The organism is Brucella oryzae (genome assembly GCF_041929965.1).
GTDB classification, from domain to species: domain Bacteria; phylum Pseudomonadota; class Alphaproteobacteria; order Rhizobiales; family Rhizobiaceae; genus Brucella; species Brucella oryzae.
In genome coordinates this window covers 35,023-54,484 of the sequence record NZ_JBHEEO010000015.1, presented here as the reverse complement: position 1 = coordinate 54,484, position 19,462 = coordinate 35,023, and the positions used below count along the sequence as shown (strand labels likewise).

The window sequence follows — 19,462 nt, the reverse complement described above, 5'->3', positions numbered from 1 at the left end:
TTCAGGCTCCCACCGGAAAGAGGCCTCTCGGGCGGAACAGAAGAACGATGGCCATCAGCAGATAGATACCCATGGAGGCGATACCCACGCCAAGCGCGTCGGCCTCGGCTCCGGCCATGAATTGACGCAGTATCGAGGGCAAGAAGGCACGCAGGCAGGTATCGATGATGCCGAGCGAGATTCCCGCGATGAAGGCCCCCTTGATCGAGCCGACGCCGCCAATAACCACGACCACGAAGGTGGCAAGCAGGATCTGCTCGCCCATACCGACCTGCACGGCAAGGATCGGCCCGGTCATGAAACCGGCCAGGCCCGCAAAGGCAGCGCCCAATGCAAACACCAGCGTGTAGAGCAGGCGGATATCCACGCCGAGCGCGCGCACCATGTCGCGATTGGTCGATCCTGCACGAACCAGCATGCCGATGCGGGTGCGGTTGATGAGCAGATAAAGACCGCCAGCGACCAGCAGGCCAGCCACAATGATGAGCAGCCGGAACGGCGGATAGCTCAGGCCTGAAAACAGCTCGATCGGCTGCGAGAGCGATGCGGGCAATTGGGTGAAAATCGGCTGGCGGCCAAAGATCAGCACGGTCAGCTCATTGAAGATCAGAATGAGCGAGAAAGTCGCCAGCACCTGATCCAGATGATCGCGCTGATAGAGCTTTCGCATGATGCCAAGCTCGATCACGATACCGGCAATCGTCGCGGCCAGAATGGCTGCAGGCAGGCCTAACCAGAAATTCCCGGTCTGCACGGCCACCCAGGTGCCGATGAACGCACCGATCATGTAGAGCGAGCCGTGAGCAAGGTTGATGACGCCCATGATCCCGAAGATCAGCGTCAGCCCTGCCGCCAGAAGGAACAACATGACGCCGTAGAGAAGGCCATTCAAAAGCTGCTCGAAGATGAGTGTCATTGGAGAAAACGACCTTCATGAGAAATGAAAAGAAGCGCGGCGCGCGCTTTCGCGCGCGCCGGACGGTGGCTGTCAGAGCTTGCACTCTGCAGAATAGGAATCACCGTAATTTTCGATCAGCTTCTTCTTGATCCTGGTGGTCGGATTGCCATCCTCACCCTTGACGACATCAAGCAGATACCAGTCCTGCAACGGATGCTGGTTTGGACCGAAGGCAAAATTGCCGCGTACCGACTGGAAGTCAGCCTTCCGCAGTGCTTCGCGCACCGCATCCATATCGTCAACGCCGCCGGTCTGCTTCAAGGCAGAAGCAATCAGACGAGCCACGTCGTAGCCTTGCGTGCCATAATAGGTCAGAGGCCGGTCAGGATAAGCGGCCTTCCACTTTGCCACGAGTTCCTTGCTCGCGGCATTGTCCATATCCGGGCTCCAGTGGCTGGTCGCCATGATTCCGACCGAAGCGTCACCCAACGATTTAAGAATCACAGCATCGCTGGAAGGTTCGGAAAGAACCATTGGAATCTTGCCGAGAAGACCAGCCTGCTGATACTGGCGCATGAACGCAATGCCCATGCCGCCCGGATGAAACTGGAAAACCACATCGGGGTTTGCAGCGCGAATCTGCGCCATCTCAGCCGAATAGTCGGTCTGGTCGAGCTGAGTATAGATTTCACCGACAACTTCGCCCTTGAACCGGCGCTTGAAGCCTGCCAGTGCATCCTTGCCCGCCTGATAGTTCGGCGCAAGAATGAAGGCGCGCTTGAAACCTTCCTGTTCCGCAGCAATGCCCGATGCCTCATGGAGCGAGTCATTCTGCCATGAAACCACGAAGTAATTCGCATCGCAGCCCTTGCCCGCCATGTTCGACGGCGCGGCATTGGCACTGATATAAATACCGTCATTATCGATGATATCCGGCACCGTTGCACCGGCGACATTCGAGAAGATGATGCCGGTAAACAGCTTGACGCCGTCCTCCGACATGAACCGCTCGGCGATCTGACGTCCGTTTCCAGGCTTGGCGGCGTCGTCCTCGACCTTCAGTTCAACCGGCACACCACCGAGTTTGCCGCCTTCGGCATCGATGGCGAGCTTCATGCCATCGCGCACGTCCTGACCGAGATAACCTCCCGGACCTGACAAGGTCGTTATCACGCCAATCTTGACCGGTTCGGCAGCGGCAGCACCAGTCGTCAGCCCCGCCAGCAGGCCAATCATCAGGAGTTTGTTTTTCATTTCATTTCCCCTTGTCTTTTTATGGATGGGCGCCCGGCAGTTCCGCCGGGCATGCCTCATCAGAGCGCAACCCAACCTTCCGGCGGGTTCTTGCCGGGGTGGACGGTGTTGCAATGTGGGCAGGTCCGCAGTTTCTCATCGTTGTAGAAAGCAGCGTAGAGCGGCGGCAGATCCTCGACGATGGATTCCAGATCCACTTCGGCGCGATGGACGAGGCCGCTGCATTCAAAGCAATACCATTCGACGGCATCAAGAGCGCCTTCAGGACGGGCCGGTTCGATCACCAGACCGATGGAGCCTTCCTGCGGGCGCTGCGGCGAATGACGGATATGCGCCGGCAGAAGGAAGATATCGCCCTCGCGGATCGGCACATCGTAAAATTCGCCCGTCGACGTGTCGTGCAGCTTCAGCAGCATGTCGCCCTTGAGCTGGTAGAAGAACTCCTCGACCGGATCGTCGTGGTAATCGGTGCGCTTGTTCGGGCCACCGACGACCGTGACCATCAGGTCCGCATCCTTGAACACCAGCTGATTGCCGACAGGCGGCTTCAGCAGGTGCTTGTGTTCATCGATCCATTTTTGAAAATTAAAGGCGCTGAGTTTTGTCATTCTTGTTCCCCTTTTCGGTTCGATCAGGACAGTTTGAGACCGCAGCCGTCAAATGCCTCCCGGATTGCGCGTTTTTCGGCATCGGTCAGTTCAAGCATCGGCGCGCGAACAGGCCCACCAACCTGACCGAGCAGCTCCTGCCAATATTTTTGGTGCGAAGTGGGCTTTTCAGCCGGTCGCGTCGACTTGAAGGCATGGCGGACAGGCTCAAGGCTCTGCCAGACGGCGCGCGCCTCGGCCTCTTTGCCCGCAAAGGCCAGATCGGTATAATCGCGCATGCGGCGATCAAACTTGGTCTGCAGCGTATAGGGCGGCGAAGAGCAGAGATAAAGCTGCCAGCCCAGTTCGAGAATATTATCCAGCCATTCGTCTTCCGATGCGGTCGAGACCAGAATGCGGTCGCCAGCAAGTTCCGTGAGCTTGCGATACATGTCGCGCGGGACCGAATATTTGATCGCGACGACCGTTTCGATATCGGCCAGACGATTGCAGAGCTCCGGGCTCATCAGATAGCCGCTGTCAGGATGCGACCAGAGTGCAAGGCCGATATCCACCTTCGAGGCAATGGTTTCATAGTAGCGCAGTAGCGTTTCATCCTGCGCGCGCAGGAAATGCAGAACAGGTGCATGGACGACGATATAGTCCGCGCCGCAGGCCTGCGCATGCTTGGCCAGATCGATAACCACGTCCATGTTCTGGTCCGAGCAGGACATGATCGTCTGCGCCTTGTCACCTACTGCCGAGACAGCCAGATCGAACATGCGCTTGCGCTCGTCAACCGACATGGAGAAGAATTCGCCCTGCTTTCCCGCGACGAAAAGTCCGTCAATACCCAGATCGTTAATCCAGTGGTCGACATTCTTGCGAAAGCCGCCTTCATCGATCGATCCGTCCTGATTGAAAGGCGTGTTTGCCGCAGCCCAGATACCGCGCATCGTAGCGCGCGAATAGGCCTTGGCGTTCTGACGGTCATATTTCATCGGAATCCTCGCTTCGGGGGCGGGTCACTCCAAAACCCGCGTCTTCCTGATCGAGCCTTACTTTCTTTCATTCGGGAAGTCTTGTAAGTAGAATATATTCATAAACAAAAACTCATAAGTGAGCCGATGCGCCCCACTCTCCGCCAGATTGAATGTTTTCAGGCCGTGGTCGAACTGGGAAATTTTTCCCGCGCAGCCGAACGCGTCAGGACGACCCAGGCCAATCTTTCCCACACTATCCGCGATCTGGAGACGGTGCTGGACGCGCGGCTTTTCGACCGGACGACGCGGCGCGTCAGCCTGACGGACGCCGGACGTGCCTTTGCCGAAGGTGCGCTTGCCGGTCTTGCCGAAATTGATCGCGCCGCCGAAGTGGTGCGCGATCTGGGGAAATTGCGGCGCGGTCAGGTCAGCATCGCCGCCCCGCCATTGCTGTGCACGACAGTGCTTCCGCGTCTGGTTCGCCGTGTGGCTGACGAACATCCCAACCTCGTCATCAAGATCGAGGATGTCGGGCCGGATATCGTCATCGAACAGGTTCGCAACGGGCGTTGCGATCTTGGCGTCGGCACCTTTTCCGGTGAGGACTCGGATGTTGAAAGCCAGACGGCACTGCGCGATCAGCTGATGATTTTCGTGTCGCCCCATCACGATTTTGCCGGGCATGAGCAGGTCCGTTGGACAGAACTCGACAACCAGCCCATCATTACGCTTACCCAGAAAAGCAACATCCGGCTTTTGACCGAAATCGGCTTCGAACAGGCAAAACTGGCGCTTCGACCGCATATGGAGGTAAACCAGATTCACTCGGTGTTGTCGCTAGTTGAGGTCAATGCCGGTATCGCCGTTCTACCCGCCTATGCCTTCACCGCCCTGCGTGGTCGCGGCATTGTGGCCCGCCCGCTGACAGACCCGGCAATTGTGCGCGAGGTGCGCCTCATCACCCCCCGCGACCGCGAACAGTCTGCAGCCACCGTCGCCGTACGATCCATCCTGCGGAACCTGCTGCGTCAGATGATCCCCGAAATTCCCGGAACCGGAAGCGCCGGTTAAACCATTTCTATGCATGTTTCCGAACCTTTTGAGCTTGCTTCACTAGCCTTTGCGCGCTCATATAAAATTGCACCGCTGTTTAGAATCATCTCGAAAAGTCGATACTGAACAACAACACCGCCAAAGGTCGGTCGCGTCGCCAGCAAGGGAATGCAGCCTCATGAATACATACGGAAAACTATTTTCAGCCGCGCTGATTGCGGCTGCGCTCAACAGCACGGCAGTCGGACAGGTCTTTGCCAAGACGTTGATCTATTGCTCCGAGGCATCTCCTGAAATGTTCGATGCGGCGCAGACGACATCCGGCGCCGTATATGACGCATCGGCGCGCAATGTGTCCAACGGGCTTATCAAGATCAAGCGCGGCTCAACCGAGCTGGAGCCCGGCCTCGCGGAAAGCTGGGACGTTTCTGCCGACGGCAAGGAATATACGTTTCATCTGCGCAAGGGCGTGAAGTTTCACACCACGAGTTTTTTCACCCCAACGCGAGAATTCAATGCTGACGACGTCATCTTTACTTTCGACCGTCAGGGAAACAAGGACAATCCTTACTACAATCAGGGCGCATGGCCGCAATTCGGGGCCTATTCCTTTCCTTCGCTGATCGAGAAAATCGAAAAGATCGACGATCACACGGTCAAGTTCGTGCTGGCGCATCCCGAAGCGACCTTTATCTCGACGCTGTCGCTGACATTCGCCGTCATTCAATCCAAGGAATATGCTGACAAGCTCGTCGCGGAAGGCCGTATTGCGGAGTTCAGCCAGCAGCCAGTCGGAACCGGCCCTTATCAGTTCGTCGCCTATCAGAAGGATAGCGCTATCCGCTATCAGGCCAATCCCGACTACTGGGCAGGCAAGCAGAAGATCGACAATCTCATCTTTGCAATCACGCCGGATGCGGCAGTGCGCTATCAGAAGCTGAAGTCGGGCGAATGCCATGTCATTGCCGCTCCCAACCCTGCCGATATTGCGGAGATGAAGAAGGACCCGGCTGTCGAAATGCTGCACAAGGAAGGTCTGAACCTGTCCTTCCTCGCCTACAATACCCAGCAAAAGCCATTTGACGATGTACGCGTCCGCAAGGCGCTGAACATGGCAATCAACAAGGCCGCGATCATCGATGCAGTCTATCTCGGCTCGGCAGTTCCTTCTGTCAATCCGCTGCCGCCAAGCGTCTGGGGCTATAACAAGAACGTCAAGGATGACGCTTACGACCCCGAACAGTCGCGCAAGCTGCTCGATGAAGCGGGCGTCAAGGATCTGAAGATGAAGATCTGGGCCATGCCCGTGCAGCGGCCCTATATGCCGAACGCGCGCCGCGCAGCCGAACTCATTCAGTCCGACTTCGCCAAGGTGGGCGTAACGGCGGAAATTGTCACCTATGACTGGGGTGAATATCTCAAGCGTTCGCTGGAAAAGGACCGTGATGGCGCCGTCATGCTTGGCTGGACGGGCGGCATTGCCGATCCCGACAATTTCCTCGCCGCCCTTCTGAGCTGTCAGGCCATCGGCAGCGCCAACCGCGCAAACTGGTGCGATCAGGATTTCGAGAAGCTCATTCAGGCGGCCAAGCTGACCACCGATCAGGCCGAGCGCACCAAGCTTTACGAACAGGCGCAGGTTGTCTTCAAGGAACAGGCTCCCTGGCTGACAATCGCGCATCAGATCGTTGAACAGCCGATCAGCAAGAAAGTCAAAGACTTCCGCATTGATCCTTTTGGCGGATATCTTTTCGAAGATGTCGACATCGAAGAATAGGCTTCGTCCTCCGCCGGTTTGATGACTGGTGATGAATGCCGGGTAGCGGGCCTAAATGCCCGCTATTCTTCTTTCACGCCCGCATGGAATCCGGGCCGTTTCAGACCAATAGAGCATTTCAAGCCTAAACTGAATTGCTGAAAATGCTCTATCTATTTGTTTTTACGCATTATCCGACGCAAAACCGCTTCGCACTTTTGCTGGAAATGCTCTAGCCGAGAAAATATGATGGATATCGTAGACCGCTTTCTAGCCTATACCCGTATCAACACGACCGCCGTGCCGAATGCAGGCAAACTTCCGTCAAGCGAGGGACAGACCGATCTCGCCAGACTGCTCGCCAGCGAAATGCGCGCCATGGGCATGGAAGTTGAAGAGCGTGACCATTCAATCGTCGTCGGCACATTGCCTGCCAATGTCCCGAATGCCGATCGGCAGTATCCGACGATTGCATGGGTCGCCCATCTCGATACGTCCAGCGAATATACGACCGACACCCGCGCTCATGTGGTCGATTATCGGGGCGGGGATATCCTGCTCAATGAAACAACCGGCACCGTCATGCGGCTTGCCGAATTCCCGGAACTGGAACGTTATGTCGGGGACAGGATCATCGTGACGGACGGCACCAGCCTGCTCGGCGCAGATAACAAATCCGCCATCGCCGAGATCATGCATGCCATGCAGGTCCTGACCGCCCATCCCGAGATTGAACACGGCACAGTGAAGGTCGTCTTCGTTCCCGATGAGGAAATCGGGTTGCTCGGAGCCAAGGCGCTCGACGTCGCGTCCCTGAACGCCGATTTCGCCTATACGCTCGATTGCTGTGCGGCTGGCGAGATCGTGTATGAGAACTGGAACGCCGGTGAATTCCGCCTTACCTTCAAGGGCCAGCCAGCCCATCCAATGTCGGCCAAGGGCAAGTTGCGCAATGCCATTCTCTATGCCCAGCAATTCATTTCAATGATGCCGGGCGGCGAACGCCCGGAATATACGGAAGGCACCGAAGGCTATTATTGGGCCAAGGGCATTCAGGGGACCGTTGCGGAGACAAGCCTGATTATCGACATCCGCGATTTCACGAAGGACGGTTACGAAACACGTCGTGCGTTCATCGAAAACCTCGCCGCAAGTTTCAACCAGCTCCATGGCGAGGGCACGGTTCACGTAGACTACAAGGCTGTCTACCGGAATGCCGCCGAGAGCCTGCAGGGCGAAAATCGCTACCCGGTCGTGCTTGCCCTTCAGGCCATGAAGGCAATAGGCGTGACACCGACACCGCTGCCGATGCGCGGCGGTTATGATGGTGCGGTGCTGTCCGAAAAAGGACTGCCATGCCCTAACCTGTTCTGCGGCGCGCACAACTTCCACTCGATTTACGAGTTTCTGCCGGTCGGTTCGCTCAACAAGGCATCGGAAATGGTGATCGAAATATTGAAGACTGCACGGATAACCGACAGAAGCGCTGGTTGATCAGACTCAATAGCGAGGAGACGTAACGTCATCTCGTCTCCTCGCTCCTATGCCTTCAGCTACCGCCGAAGTGGTTGAGTTTAGTAGCCTATGGCAGCACCAGCGACGGCGCGGCTGTCTATGGCGCCATAATAGCGGTTGTCGCCGCCCTTTTCGATGGCTGCCATATTCTTGCCGCCGACAAGAATGCCTGCGGCCTCACCCCAGACCGGCCAGTCATGGTCCTCGCCGACGGTGTAGCCCATACCGGTCAGCAACCGGATCGTATCCGGCGAAAGCGCGTTCGCTTCCGTATAGACCCGGTCAGGCAACCACTGGTGATGAATGCGCGGAGCGTCAATCGCTTCCTGAATGTCCATGCCGTGATCGATGACATTCATGATCGCTTCAAGCGTGATCGTGATGATGCGCGAACCGCCGGGGCTGCCGATAACCATGAACGGTTTACCATCCTTCGACACGATGGTCGGGCTCATCGAGGACAGTGGTGACTTGCGTGGTTCGATGGCGTTGGCTTCGCCTTGTATGAGGCCATAGAGATTGGCCACGCCCGGCTTGATGGTGAAGTCGTCCATCTCGTTGTTGAGAAGAATGCCAGTGCCTTCGGCCACTTTGGCCGTGCCGAACGATCCGTTCAGTGTATAGGTCACGGCAACCGCATTGCCGTCCTTGTCCACAATGGAATAATGCGTGGTCTCGTTGGATTCCTTGAATTCGGCTGGCTTGAGAGCCTCACTGACACCAGCGCGATAAGGATCGATGCGGCCACGGATTTCTGCAGCATAGGCCTTGCTGGTGAGCTTCTCGATTGGATTATCGACGAAATCAGGGTCACCCAATGCCGTGTTGCGGTCCACATAGGCATGGCGCATCGCTTCCACCATCAAACGCGTGGTTTCTGCCGAGCCGTAACCCAGATAGGAAATCGGATAGCCCTCAAGCACGTTCAGGATCTCACAGATGATCAGTCCACCCGACGAAGGCGGCGGCGATGAGACAATGTCATAGCCACGATAGCTGCACTTGACCGGTTCCAGCTCGCGGACCTTGTATTGCTCGAAATCGGCCTTGGCGAGAATGCCGCCATTTTCCTTGCTCGACTTGACGATCAGATCGGCAATATCGCCCTGATAGAAGACTGCCGGGCCTTTTTCCGAAATGGCCGAAAGCGACTTTGCCAAATCCGGCTGGACAAGCTTTTCACCCAAGGGAATCGGTTTTCCGTCTTTCAGGAAGATCTTGGCAGCTGCCGGGTCTTTCGCCAGTCTTTCATTGCCATCGGCAAAGGAGAGAATATCGCCCAGCTCCAGCGTAAAGCCGTCCCTGGCAAGTTTCAGTGCCGGCTCGATCAATTCCTCACGCTTGCGGGTGCCGTATTTTTCGCGTGCTTCCTCGAGGCCAGCCACTGTTCCCGGCACGCCGATGGCCAGATAAGTTTCAGTGCTGGCGCCTTCAACCGGCTTGCCATCCTTGTCCAGATACATGGTCTTGGTGGCGGCGAGCGGCGCGCGCTCGCGAAAATCGAGAAAAGTACTCTTTCCGTCCTTGAAGCGGATGGTCATGAAGCCGCCCCCGCCAAGATTACCAGCCGTCGGATAGACAACCGCCAGCGCATAGCCGACCGCGACCGCGGCATCGACGGCATTGCCGCCGTTCTTCAGCACATCGATACCGACCTGCGAGGCAAGGTGCTGGGCCGTGACCACCATGCCATTCTGGCCTTCCGCCGGCGCTGGTGATGCCGCGTAGGCCGAAGGCAGATGGCCCGCAACGGCAATGACTGCGGCAAGGGAAAGCGATTTCAGTCTGTGATGCTGCCTGTAATGCTGCATGTCTTTCCTCCCATGTGTTCTCCCAAAAGAGAGTCCCAAAACAACGTCCGCAATATTTTGCGCAAAAGCAAGCACCAGAGAAACCGTTTTCTGTCCAACTGCCAGTCAAACAGAAACGCTCATTCTTGTACGCCATCATTTATCGAACATGGACAATGTTCGCAGCAGATTTGAGAAAGTAAGGGAGCGGTTCGCGTCAGGCTGGCTGCCGGCCATGCCATCGTTTCGCGATAGCGACTTGCGAACATTGCTCGGGCTATAGCCGAAATGTTGGGTGAAGGCCCGCGTGAAGTTGGCCGCTGTATCGAAGCCAAATAGTTGTGCAATATCTGATACTTTTCGGTTGTTCGATGCATCCGCAAGCATTTCATGTGCCGCGAGCAATCGCTTCTGGCGGATATAGTTGAGCACCCCGCCCGAGCCTTCGAACAGTTGATAAAGATGGGTGCGTGAGATCGCGAGCTCCTTGCTGAGAGCATCAGGTGTGAGTTCGCGGGACAGGAGATTTTTCTGGATGAAACGCCTGGCTTTGGTCATCAGCCCCAGAGAGGCCCCAAGACAGGCATTGTGTTCGCTCGCATCGTTTTCCGTCACCAGCGGAGCGATCGTATCGAACACGACCTGCCGGAGAGCGTCGCGCAGTTCCGGCAACTCTTCGCTTGTTATATGGCCCAGCCCCGCCTGGATCGTCGATACGAAATCGATCAGCAGCTTGGCGCGATAACCTCCCAGCGTCGCATTGTTGCACGCTTCCGGCATGCCGCCCAGAGCGGCAAACTGGTCGACGGGAATGATCAGCAGCACTGCTTCCGTTGCCAATGCCCGCCCTCGAAACGGATAGCCAAAGGAACGGATATTGATCATGCCAGGCTCGTTTTCTGCCACACCGCCGTCCACGGCCGTCCATGTGCGGCCGCTGCGCAAAAAGCTGACCTGCCAGTGGTCGATTGGGCTAAAACGAACTTTTTCCGCCGTACGCTCGTAGCTGAACGGCGGCACACTCTGCTCCACAAGCAGCATGCCGCGCAGATCCCAGACTTTCTGGGTAACAGCAAAGCCGTCTTCGATGCTGACATCCTCCGGCATCCGCACATCATAGAGATGAGTCACGTGCTGTTGCCATGCAGGAAACTGCGCGCTGGGTTCGAGCTCTTCGGTCGTAAAGACAAGTGGAGTTAGAATATTGGCGCTTCGGGCATCTTCTCCAAGCGGCGCAAGCGGCACGCGCGCTGACCGGCGGCGCTCCACAAATTCGGGCTTCAAATTACGCGTGGCCTTGTCGCTCGGGGATGTCATGGCAACTCCCTAAACCAACCGGGTGGCTCAAGCGCGGGGATGGCAACCTAAGCCCCCTGTGCTGATATTAGCATTTGCGCGTATAAAATCAAAATAAGCCGGAATACTATCAGCCAGATAACAATTCAGACTGGTCTATAAACAAATTGGCTGCATCCCATTTGATGAAAATTTTCATGAAAATCCGGACAGAATATTAAAACGCATCCGATAGAAAGCACGGTCATAACAACCGGAGGCAATCGCATGAACAATGTATTTGCATATGCTGTGCGCCGCGAAAGCTTGAAATGGGCTGCCGCTGTCGTCGTTGGACTGTCCGCTTCCTTTTGCCTGACGGCAGGCGCAGAAGCCAAGGACACCCGCAAGCAGAAAAGCGAAACGGTTTCCGTTTATCTCGCCAAGTACAAGGTGAATAGCGAAGTACGATACAACAAGCCTGCATCCGCGAAAGTCGTCAAGGTTTCCGCATCGCAATATGCGACCGGTACGCCCTATGTGTGCACGCCAAGCGGCTTCGGGCAGAAATCCCGCTGCTTCATCCGCGATTAGAGCACCGACCGGCGTAAAACGGTTTTCGGAATGTAGTCCAAGCCATACCGGCTCGCCAGAACTCAATACAGGTCAGCGAGCCGGCATGCTTGCCTGGCGATCATCTCGCCTTGGCTTTCATGATTGCCAGCCCCTTGCTTATACGGTCACCGCGCAAAAGCTTGGCGGCCTCATCGGTCGGGCGTGGCGGATTGCTGCGGAAGACATACCAGCTGCCGCCCAGCGAGCGCTTCTGATAGATCACGCCATCTTTCGCGCGGTGGATGAAACAAGTGATATTGCTGCCGCCATCCATCTTGTTGACCCAATAAGCCTGCAAACAAAGCTTGCCGCGATTGGTAGCATACCAGCTTCCCTGTCCATAAGACCACGCCCTGCCTTTCTGCGTCCAGGCGATGAAACGGTGTCTGTCGGCAGAAAAATAGCCGCCGCCATCCTTCCATTTCCATGTTTTTCCGGAATAAAGCGCCTCAAGCGCTTCGGCTGATAGTGGCAACGCCGCAGCAGCCTTGATAGCGACCGGATCTTCGGTTTTGGGCCCGGTTTTGGGCACAGGCGCCGCATCGGCAGCGCCTGCCAGAAGAAGCACGGACAGTGCCGCGCTGACGGTTCTCAAACGGATCGAAAACATTGTCGTATTCCTGTTCAGACGTTGAAGCGGGTGTTGATCCGCGCTTTGAGCTCAATCGAGCGGATGGTTTGCAACCCGCCAGTCAGGCCGACCGACGCCACGCGGCCACGGATAGACTTCGCGGTCATTGAAGTAGACAGTCGCTGTCAGTTCCGGAAATTCGGGTTGCGGCTTGTTGGTCTCCTGCGCCCAGGCGCGGACATAGGCGTCACTTCCCTCATAGCCAAGCTCGGCGATAACAATCGGCTTCTTGAAGCCCACCACCCGGTCATAGCCCGGCTTCGCCCGTTCGACGAAGGTAGATGCGCGTCCCAGTTCCAGCATATCGTAGGGTTCGTAGCCGAACACCGACAGGCCGATTACGTCGACATAGCCGTCGCCCGGATAATAGGCCTCCAGCCCCTCCTCCCCCTTCGGCGACCACATATATTTGGCGCGCGGCAATGACTTGCGGCAGACACTGACGACATGCTGATAGGCGCGGACATATCCCTGCGCCGACCAGTAAGACCAGGTGAACTGGCCCGTCTTATCGTCCATTTCCTGCGCCCAGCGAATGGTGACGGGGCTTTTCAGCTTCGAAGCTGCGGAACAGACCGCAGCCATGTTTGAATCGTAGCGGCCACGCACGATACCGCTCAGCAGATCATCCGGCGCAACGCGCCAGTCGCGGGCCCATGACCATGGCTCCACGGTAATCAACAATTCACGGCCCCGTTCCTGCGCATAGGCGTCCGCCGCCGAAAGGCTCGTCAGGTCCACATCTTCCCACGGCAGGAACAGATGCTCGATGCGGGAATTGGGATCGTTGGTGAAATCCCCGTGCGGATCATAGGCCCCGAACGTGATGGATTGCGGGGTAATGACCGGGCGCTTGTCGTGGAACATATTGCGGGTATCGACATTGGCGCCCGAGACACCGCTCGCCGCGTAAACAGCGGTTGAAAGCAGTCCAGCGCAAAGAATGGCCGTTGCTAATTTGTATGAGGTTTTCATCGCCGCCTCCTTTATTGCGTTGGCGATTGCGCGACGGGCAGCGCCAGTTCAAGCGCTTCCGTTTTTGGCGTTATCGTTTTGATGGAGATGAGCTTGCGGGCCTCGTCATCCTTGTTTCCCTCAGCATGGCGGAAGACATACCAGACACCGTCCGGCTCGCGTTTCTGATAGATCGTCCCATTAGCGATACGATGGGAAAAACAGGTCTTGTTCGGGAAAACGCCCTCGGCCAGATGCCATTTCGCATCGAAACACATCTGACCCGCCCACGTGATCCGCCAGCGGCCTTCGGCCCATGCCTTGCCCTTCTCGCCATCGACACGAGCGGTGAAACGACGGTTCTGGCTTTCCATCCGTCCGGCGCCATCAGCCCACTGCCAGTTCTTGTCCCGATAGAGTATGTAAAGCTCGGCAGGCGTCATCACACGGGCACCATCAGGCAAACTATCCGCCGTAGCCGTTGCTGCACCGGCTGGCGTGCCGAGCCCGGCCAGCAGGACAAAGAGTGTGAGAACGCCTCTGCTCCTGTCCGTGCGCCAGCCATACCGGGACCGTTGGCCTTCAAACATCGAATGTTTCATTTGAACCTCCCACGACCTTCAGGTTGCGCGCACCCGCCAGGGATTCTTGCGATTGACGGATGCGCGCGTGCGGCAGAACGTTTGTTGGTTTTGTTTCCTGCCGCAGTTGAACGGGACGGCCGATTGTCGAAATCCTGAAGCCCAGATTCCCGGCAATCGCCGGTGAAAAGACATTGCGCAGGTCGATGAGCACCGCGTCGCGCATGACCCGTTTCACCCGAACGAGGTCAAGCCTGCAAATGCTGTCCCATTCGGTCACGACCACCGCCGCATCGGCTGTGTTCAGACATTCATAGGGGTCGTCGCAAAACTCGACATCGCTGAGAAGGCCGCGCGCATTCTCCATTCCGGCCGGATCATAGGCCCGGATGCTGGCGCCGAAACGCTGCAAGGTTTCGATAAGCGGAATGGAAGGCGCATCACGCATATCATCCGTATCGGGCTTGAACGTCAGACCGAGAACGGCAATCGTCCGGCCTTCGACGCTGCCGCCGAGTGCATCCAGCACCTTCAATGCCATGCGGCGCTTGCGCGCTTCGTTGACGGTGACCGTTTCCTCGACCAGCCGCAGAGCAACCCCGTGATTCTGAGCGGTACGCAACAGCGCAATCGTATCCTTCGGGAAACAGGAGCCGCCATAACCCGGCCCCGCGTTGAGAAAACTGGCGCCGATGCGTTTGTCCAGTCCAATGCCAAGCGCAAGCTCAGTGACATCACTGCCGACTTCCTCGCACAGATCCGCCAGTTCGTTGATGAAGGTGATCTTGGTGGCGAGAAAGGCATTGGCCGCATATTTGATCAGTTCCGATGTCCGGCGCTGCGTGATGACGATGGGCGTCTTTGCGGCTTCGAGCGGCAGCGCATAAAGGGCGACAAGCATGGAACGCGCATGTTCGTCCTCCACGCCGATGACGACACGATCCGGCTCCAGGAAATCGCGGATGGCGACGCCTTCGCGCAAAAATTCCGGATTGGATGCCACGGAGAATGTGCCGGGCCTGCGAACCGAGCCGATGATCTTGTCCACCACATCGCCGGTGCCGACCGGAACGGTAGACTTGATCACCACGACACTGTGGTCGTCGATCAAGGGCGCAAGCTCGCGAGCGGCCATATAGACGAAGGACAGATCGGCATCGCCATACCCGGCACGCGCCGGTGTGCCGACTGCGATGAAGACAAGCTCTGCGCCCTTGACCGCTTCCGCCAGATTGGTCGTGAAGCTGAGCCGACCAAAAGCGAAATTGCGTTCCACGAGTTCGTCCAGCCCTGGCTCGTAGATCGGCACAATGCCGCGCTCCAGCCGGGCGATCTTCTGGGCGTCCTTGTCGACACAGACGACCTCATGTCCCCATGTGGCGAAGCAGGTGCCACTGACCAATCCGACATATCCCGTACCGATGACAGCGATCTTCATAATCGTCGCGCCTCTTTCGCCTAGTTCTCTGCACCGGCGGCATCCGTGCGCCAGCGTGGATTGAAAATTGTTCGGTGGAGATCGCGTCCGCCGACACCGGCCCCCGCAACCGAGAAGCGGTCGTCGAAGAGCGTGAAGCTTTTGGCGCCCCAGCTCAGTGCCTCGATGCCGTCGCGTCCACGTTCGACAGTCGTGAAGCCGGTCAGGGCCACGAGTGCGGTAAAACTGCATGCCAGTACCGGTTGATAGAGTCGGCTCGTCGTCCGCACCTGATTTTCACGGGTGTGCTGGATTACGATCATCGCCATCAGGAACAGGTAGGCAGTTGCATTGACGATGGCGAAAATGAAGAAGCCGCGCGTTTCATGAGCGTCCCTGATGAGGAGTACCGGCAGGATGGAGAGGCCCGCGATCAGCGCATAGGGAGCGATCACCCGCAGCGGCACCGGATCGACCTCGGAAGAGCCTTTCGGCGTGACACGAAAATCGACAAAGGAACCGGTCAGCCAGTCACGAAGGGCTGCGCAGGTTCCAGCCAGAAGCCAGGGCCACCGGGCCAGCAGGAACAGCATCGCTTCCCAGCTGAGGATCCTTCCGTCCACGGGGCGGAACGTCTTGCTCGACCGCCACCAGAATGCCAGCGCCAAAGTCACGAGCGACAGCGGCATGAAGTGCATCAGGAAGTCGGGATAGGTGACACTGACAAAATTGTCGCCATAGACCAGGATGGCAGTCGGCAGAACGAATGCCAGCGCCAGAAAGAATGCGTAGAGCGGATACCAGAGCTGCGAGAACAGAAACTGGAACTTCAGGCGCAGCGGCAGCCGGCCGATCAGCTTCGGCGTATATTGCAGCAGGATCATCACAAGGCTGCGCGACCACTGGAATTCCTGCGTCACGAGATCGGCGAAGGTGCGCGGACCGTCGCCATGGGCGATGGCGTCCAGCGCATGAACACCGCGCCAGCCATGCGCATTCATGAACAGGGTTGTGGAATGATCCTCAGCCAGTTCCGGCCCAAGGCCGCCGATTTCCTTCAGCGCCGCCGTGCGCACCGCATAGTGCGAACCGATACAGAGCGGAGCAAAGCCGCCATTGTAACCGGCCTGCAGCGAGCCATGCATACTGGCCTCCGCATAGAGGCGTCCGCGCGCCGCCCAGCTTTCATGCGCGTTGCGGTCGCAAATGCTCGGTGCGGAAACATAACCGACAGCCGGATCGGCGAAAGGCCGCAATATGTTGAAGAGATAGCCCGGTTCAGGCACGTGATCGGCATCGAGCTGCGACACGAAATCATAGCGCTCATAACCATAGTGATCGTAGAAGAAGGCGAGATTGCCTTCCTTGCACCGGGTACGGCGCGGCCAGCTTTGCCGATGATAGTCGGCACGGCCCTTGCGCGTGGAGACGAACACGCCATGCTCCCGGCACCAGGCAAGCGTCGAGGGTGAAGGGTCCTCGTCGGCAAGCCAGGTATCGTGCGGCACATCCTGCGCCAGCATGGCGCGCAATGTTTCGGCCACCACCTCGAAGGGCTCCGACGGAGCTTTGGTGACGACCATGGCGATGCGGCTTCCGGCAGGGATGCGCAGCGGCCCGACCGGGTGCGCAGCGTGGAAGAAAACCGTGATGAAGTAAAGCGGGAGGATCGTGATCCAGGCCAGAAGTGCCGTCACCAGAATGGAGCCCAGCAGGTGATTGTACCTTGCGCTGATGAACCACCATTGCCAGAAATAGGTGAGAGCGAGGGCCCAGAGGATGATGCCCGCCACATATTCCACCCGCTTGCGGCCCGTGAAGACGGGCGCCAGCAAGGGTGCCGTTTCGCCTGTATCGCCACCAATGACTGGATGAAGATCGCGCCGTGTCATATCCGCATCTCCAGCCCAAAGAAGGGCGCTGCCGTGCGGATGATCGTGTCGAGATCGGAATGGAGCGTGCGGAAGCCGAGCTTTGCCGCAGCCTCCGACGGATCGGCATAAAGCACGGGCGGGTCGCCCGCCCGGCGCGCGCGCATTTTGACGGGTACCGTGCGCCCGGTCAGCCGGTCTATCGCATCCACGATTTCCTTGATGGATGTTCCGCGCCCGGTTCCCAGATTGAGGACCAGATTGTTGCCGCCATTCAGAAGATGCCCGACCGCAAGCACATGCGCCCGCGCCAGATCGACCACATGAATATAGTCGCGGATGCAGGTGCCATCCGGCGTCTCATAATCGTCGCCATAGACTTCCAGATAATCCGCCATGCCCGCCGCAGCCAGCATGGCGCGCGGTATCAGATGGGTTTCGGGATCGTGCTTTTCGCCCAGTTCGCCATCGAGATCTGCGCCGCAGGCATTGAAATAGCGCAGCGCCGCATAGGACATGCCATAGGCTGACGAATAGTCGGCCAGCATATGTTCCGCGATCAGCTTTGTACGGCCATAGGGATTGATCGGATTCTGCATTTCGCCTTCGCGGATCGGCAGTACATCCGGAATGCCATAGGTGGCGCAGCTCGATGAGAAAATGATCGGGCGTCCACCGGTCAGGCGACTGGCCTCCAGAACGGACTGGATGCCGCCGACATTGTTGCGATAATATTTCGCCGGGTCTGTGACGGATTCACCCACATAGGCAGAGGCTGCAAAGTGGATGATGGCTGCCGGATCAAAGGTCCTGATCGCAGCGACAAGCTGATCTTGGGAAAGCGTGTCGCCCTCGACAAACTCGCCCCAGCGCACAGAAGACCGGTGACCCGTCGACAGGTTGTCATAGACGACCGGCGAAAATCCGCTCTCGTGCAGAAGCTTGGCCGTATGGCTGCCGATGAAGCCTGCGCCGCCGGTAACAAGTATGCTCCGCCGGGTCATCTCGCCACCTCGAAAAGCTCACCCGATGGCCGGACCAGCTGGCGTTCGAAATAGGCAATCGTCTGCTTCAGTCCTTCGGCCAGCGCAATTTGCGGCTCCCAGCCAAGCTCGCGCTTGGCGAGCATGATGTCCGGGCGCCGCTGGCGCGGATCATCGGTGGGCAGAGGACGATAGACGATGCGCGAGGACGAGCCTGTCAGCGCAATGATCTGCTCGGCCAGTTCACGCACGGTGAACTCGCCTGGATTGCCGAGATTGACGGGCTTGCGGACCTGACTGCTCATCAACCGGCTGAAGCCCTCGATCAGGTCATCGACATAGCAGAAGGAGCGGGTCTGCGAGCCGTCACCATAGATGGTGATGTCTTCGCGCTTGAGCGCCTGAACGATGAAGTTCGACACGACGCGCCCATCGTCGGGCCGCATGCGCGGGCCATAGGTATTGAAGATGCGCACGATACGGATATCGACGCCATACTGCTTGTGAAAATCGTAGAACAGCGTTTCGGCCGAGCGCTTGCCTTCATCATAGCAGGACCGGGGGCCGAAGGAGTTCACATTGCCCCAATAGGCTTCCGGCTGCGGATGCGTCTGCGGGTCGCCGTAGACTTCCGAAGTCGAAGCCTGAAAAATCCGGGCCTGGTAATGCGCTGCTAGCTCGAGCAGGTTGAGCGAGCCGATAACGCTTGTCTTCATCGTATGTACCGGATCGGCCTGATAATGCGGCGGCGATGCAGGACATGCGAGATTGTAAATCTCGTCTACCGGCAGATCGATCGGGTTGACGATATCGTGGCGCACGAAGCTGAATGTGTCGTAACGCAGGAGATTGCGCAGGTTCTCAAGCCGTCCCGTCGAAAAATTATCGACGCAGATGACGAAGTTTCCTTCATTCAGAAGACGCTCGCAGAGATGAGAGCCAAGAAATCCGGCACCGCCTGCTACAAGAATGCGCCGTGTTGACATACGCTCTGCAAATATACCCGATGATCTGAAGTTTATACTCACGAGAACCTCCAACACCAATATTTCTCATACTCATCTGATAAAAAACAAAGTTGTCCCATCAACACATTCAAATAGAACTGTGTCTTTTGATGTTTTCTGATTGCTTTATTAGATGATTGAAGATAGCGACACTGGAGACCAGAGTCGTTAGCGTAGAATCCGGAAACTTATCCTTGCGTCCATTTTTGAGCGCAGTGATTTCTTCTATCCGGGGCCTTCACACTGCTGTGAAGGCGCCATTTCGTGCCTTATTGCCGGTGGAGAATAAGTC

The 19,462-nt window shown here is 57.4% G+C and carries 17 protein-coding genes; 4 read left to right on the top strand and 13 right to left on the bottom strand.

All coding sequences use genetic code 11. The annotated features are described in order from the left end of the window. Position 1 precedes the first annotated feature (1 nt). From JNC70_RS15610 to JNC70_RS15595, 4 genes are all read right to left on the bottom strand, one after another. On the bottom strand, positions 2-916 hold the full coding sequence (locus tag JNC70_RS15610; RefSeq protein ID WP_104755346.1) for a branched-chain amino acid ABC transporter permease: 915 nt from the start codon (positions 914-916) through the stop codon (positions 2-4). 72 nt (positions 917-988) lie between these two features. Beyond that, entirely contained in the window at positions 989-2,152 is a 1,164-nt protein-coding gene (locus JNC70_RS15605) for an ABC transporter substrate-binding protein (protein WP_104755347.1), read from the bottom strand. Between the two features lie 59 nt (positions 2,153-2,211). Next, on the bottom strand, positions 2,212-2,760 hold the full coding sequence (locus JNC70_RS15600; protein ID WP_061347555.1) for a 3-hydroxyanthranilate 3,4-dioxygenase: 549 nt from the start codon (positions 2,758-2,760) through the stop codon (positions 2,212-2,214). A 23-nt stretch (positions 2,761-2,783) separates the two neighbouring features. After that, positions 2,784-3,740 carry a dihydrodipicolinate synthase family protein gene (locus tag JNC70_RS15595; protein ID WP_104755348.1) on the bottom strand — a complete coding sequence of 319 codons (957 nt, stop codon included), beginning with the start codon at positions 3,738-3,740 and terminating at the stop codon, positions 2,784-2,786. Positions 3,741-3,866: 126 nt separating this feature from the next. Between JNC70_RS15595 and JNC70_RS15590 the strand changes: the two genes are divergently transcribed. From JNC70_RS15590 to pepT, 3 genes are all read left to right on the top strand, one after another. Next, positions 3,867-4,793, top strand: a complete 927-nt coding sequence (locus JNC70_RS15590) for a LysR family transcriptional regulator (protein ID WP_104755349.1) — start codon at positions 3,867-3,869, stop codon at positions 4,791-4,793. 160 nt (positions 4,794-4,953) lie between these two features. Beyond that, positions 4,954-6,552 (top strand): ABC transporter substrate-binding protein, encoded by a 1,599-nt coding sequence (locus tag JNC70_RS15585; protein WP_104755350.1) that lies wholly within the window; start codon positions 4,954-4,956, stop codon positions 6,550-6,552. A 225-nt stretch (positions 6,553-6,777) separates the two neighbouring features. Next, positions 6,778-8,025 carry a peptidase T gene (gene pepT, locus JNC70_RS15580; RefSeq protein WP_245414742.1) on the top strand — a complete coding sequence of 416 codons (1,248 nt, stop codon included), beginning with the start codon at positions 6,778-6,780 and terminating at the stop codon, positions 8,023-8,025. Positions 8,026-8,105: 80 nt separating this feature from the next. On the opposite strand, the gene ggt is transcribed toward pepT, so the two are convergent. Beyond that, positions 8,106-9,857 carry a gamma-glutamyltransferase gene (gene ggt / locus JNC70_RS15575; protein WP_104755351.1) on the bottom strand — a complete coding sequence of 584 codons (1,752 nt, stop codon included), beginning with the start codon at positions 9,855-9,857 and terminating at the stop codon, positions 8,106-8,108. A gap of 135 nt (positions 9,858-9,992) precedes the next feature. After that, positions 9,993-11,153: a helix-turn-helix domain-containing protein gene (locus tag JNC70_RS15570; RefSeq protein ID WP_104755352.1), complete on the bottom strand. Its 1,161-nt coding sequence runs from the start codon at positions 11,151-11,153 to the stop codon at positions 9,993-9,995. Between the two features lie 246 nt (positions 11,154-11,399). Between JNC70_RS15570 and JNC70_RS15565 the strand changes: the two genes are divergently transcribed. Continuing rightward, positions 11,400-11,705 carry a hypothetical protein gene (locus tag JNC70_RS15565; RefSeq protein WP_104755353.1) on the top strand — a complete coding sequence of 102 codons (306 nt, stop codon included), beginning with the start codon at positions 11,400-11,402 and terminating at the stop codon, positions 11,703-11,705. Between the two features lie 100 nt (positions 11,706-11,805). Here the strand turns inward: JNC70_RS15565 and JNC70_RS15560 are convergent, their stop codons facing one another. From JNC70_RS15560 to JNC70_RS15530, 7 genes are read right to left on the bottom strand one after another with little or no spacing between them, the layout of a single operon-like run. Then, positions 11,806-12,336, bottom strand: coding sequence for a DUF995 domain-containing protein (locus JNC70_RS15560; protein ID WP_104755354.1), 531 nt, complete (start codon positions 12,334-12,336; stop codon positions 11,806-11,808). Positions 12,337-12,387: 51 nt separating this feature from the next. Beyond that, positions 12,388-13,332, bottom strand: a complete 945-nt coding sequence (locus JNC70_RS15555; protein ID WP_104755355.1) for a glycoside hydrolase family 26 protein — start codon at positions 13,330-13,332, stop codon at positions 12,388-12,390. Between the two features lie 11 nt (positions 13,333-13,343). Further along, positions 13,344-13,901 (bottom strand): DUF995 domain-containing protein, encoded by a 558-nt coding sequence (locus JNC70_RS15550; RefSeq protein ID WP_104755393.1) that lies wholly within the window; start codon positions 13,899-13,901, stop codon positions 13,344-13,346. Continuing rightward, a complete protein-coding gene (locus JNC70_RS15545) occupies positions 13,894-15,330 on the bottom strand; it encodes a UDP-glucose dehydrogenase family protein (RefSeq protein WP_104755356.1) in 1,437 nt (478 codons plus the stop codon). Before JNC70_RS15545 ends, JNC70_RS15550 begins: the two co-directional genes overlap by 8 nt. Positions 15,331-15,350: 20 nt before the next feature. Further along, entirely contained in the window at positions 15,351-17,201 is a 1,851-nt protein-coding gene (locus JNC70_RS15540; RefSeq protein WP_104755357.1) for a glycosyltransferase family 2 protein, read from the bottom strand. After that, positions 17,198-18,184: a UDP-glucose 4-epimerase GalE gene (gene galE / locus JNC70_RS15535; RefSeq protein ID WP_104755358.1), complete on the bottom strand. Its 987-nt coding sequence runs from the start codon at positions 18,182-18,184 to the stop codon at positions 17,198-17,200. Before galE ends, JNC70_RS15540 begins: the two co-directional genes overlap by 4 nt. Next, complete coding sequence (locus JNC70_RS15530) at positions 18,181-19,149, bottom strand: UDP-glucuronic acid decarboxylase family protein (RefSeq protein WP_104755359.1); 969 nt, start codon at positions 19,147-19,149, stop codon at positions 18,181-18,183. The genes galE and JNC70_RS15530 overlap by 4 nt, the downstream gene beginning before the upstream one ends. Positions 19,150-19,462: the final 313 nt, after the last annotated feature.

Coding starts and splice junctions, on each gene's coding strand:
- JNC70_RS15555 (WP_104755355.1), bottom strand. CDS start 13,332: ATGAAAACCTCATACAAATTAGCAACGGCCATTCTTTGCGCTGGACTG.
- ggt (WP_104755351.1), bottom strand. CDS start 9,857: ATGCAGCATTACAGGCAGCATCACAGACTGAAATCGCTTTCCCTTGCC.
- JNC70_RS15605 (WP_104755347.1), bottom strand. CDS start 2,152: ATGAAAAACAAACTCCTGATGATTGGCCTGCTGGCGGGGCTGACGACT.
- JNC70_RS15530 (WP_104755359.1), bottom strand. CDS start 19,149: ATGTCAACACGGCGCATTCTTGTAGCAGGCGGTGCCGGATTTCTTGGC.
- JNC70_RS15565 (WP_104755353.1), top strand. CDS start 11,400: ATGAACAATGTATTTGCATATGCTGTGCGCCGCGAAAGCTTGAAATGG.
- JNC70_RS15595 (WP_104755348.1), bottom strand. CDS start 3,740: ATGAAATATGACCGTCAGAACGCCAAGGCCTATTCGCGCGCTACGATG.
- JNC70_RS15550 (WP_104755393.1), bottom strand. CDS start 13,901: ATGTTTGAAGGCCAACGGTCCCGGTATGGCTGGCGCACGGACAGGAGC.
- galE (WP_104755358.1), bottom strand. CDS start 18,184: ATGACCCGGCGGAGCATACTTGTTACCGGCGGCGCAGGCTTCATCGGC.
- JNC70_RS15560 (WP_104755354.1), bottom strand. CDS start 12,336: ATGTTTTCGATCCGTTTGAGAACCGTCAGCGCGGCACTGTCCGTGCTT.
- JNC70_RS15570 (WP_104755352.1), bottom strand. CDS start 11,153: ATGACATCCCCGAGCGACAAGGCCACGCGTAATTTGAAGCCCGAATTT.
- pepT (WP_245414742.1), top strand. CDS start 6,778: ATGATGGATATCGTAGACCGCTTTCTAGCCTATACCCGTATCAACACG.
- JNC70_RS15590 (WP_104755349.1), top strand. CDS start 3,867: ATGCGCCCCACTCTCCGCCAGATTGAATGTTTTCAGGCCGTGGTCGAA.
- JNC70_RS15545 (WP_104755356.1), bottom strand. CDS start 15,330: ATGAAGATCGCTGTCATCGGTACGGGATATGTCGGATTGGTCAGTGGC.
- JNC70_RS15610 (WP_104755346.1), bottom strand. CDS start 916: ATGACACTCATCTTCGAGCAGCTTTTGAATGGCCTTCTCTACGGCGTC.
- JNC70_RS15600 (WP_061347555.1), bottom strand. CDS start 2,760: ATGACAAAACTCAGCGCCTTTAATTTTCAAAAATGGATCGATGAACAC.
- JNC70_RS15540 (WP_104755357.1), bottom strand. CDS start 17,201: ATGACACGGCGCGATCTTCATCCAGTCATTGGTGGCGATACAGGCGAA.
- JNC70_RS15585 (WP_104755350.1), top strand. CDS start 4,954: ATGAATACATACGGAAAACTATTTTCAGCCGCGCTGATTGCGGCTGCG.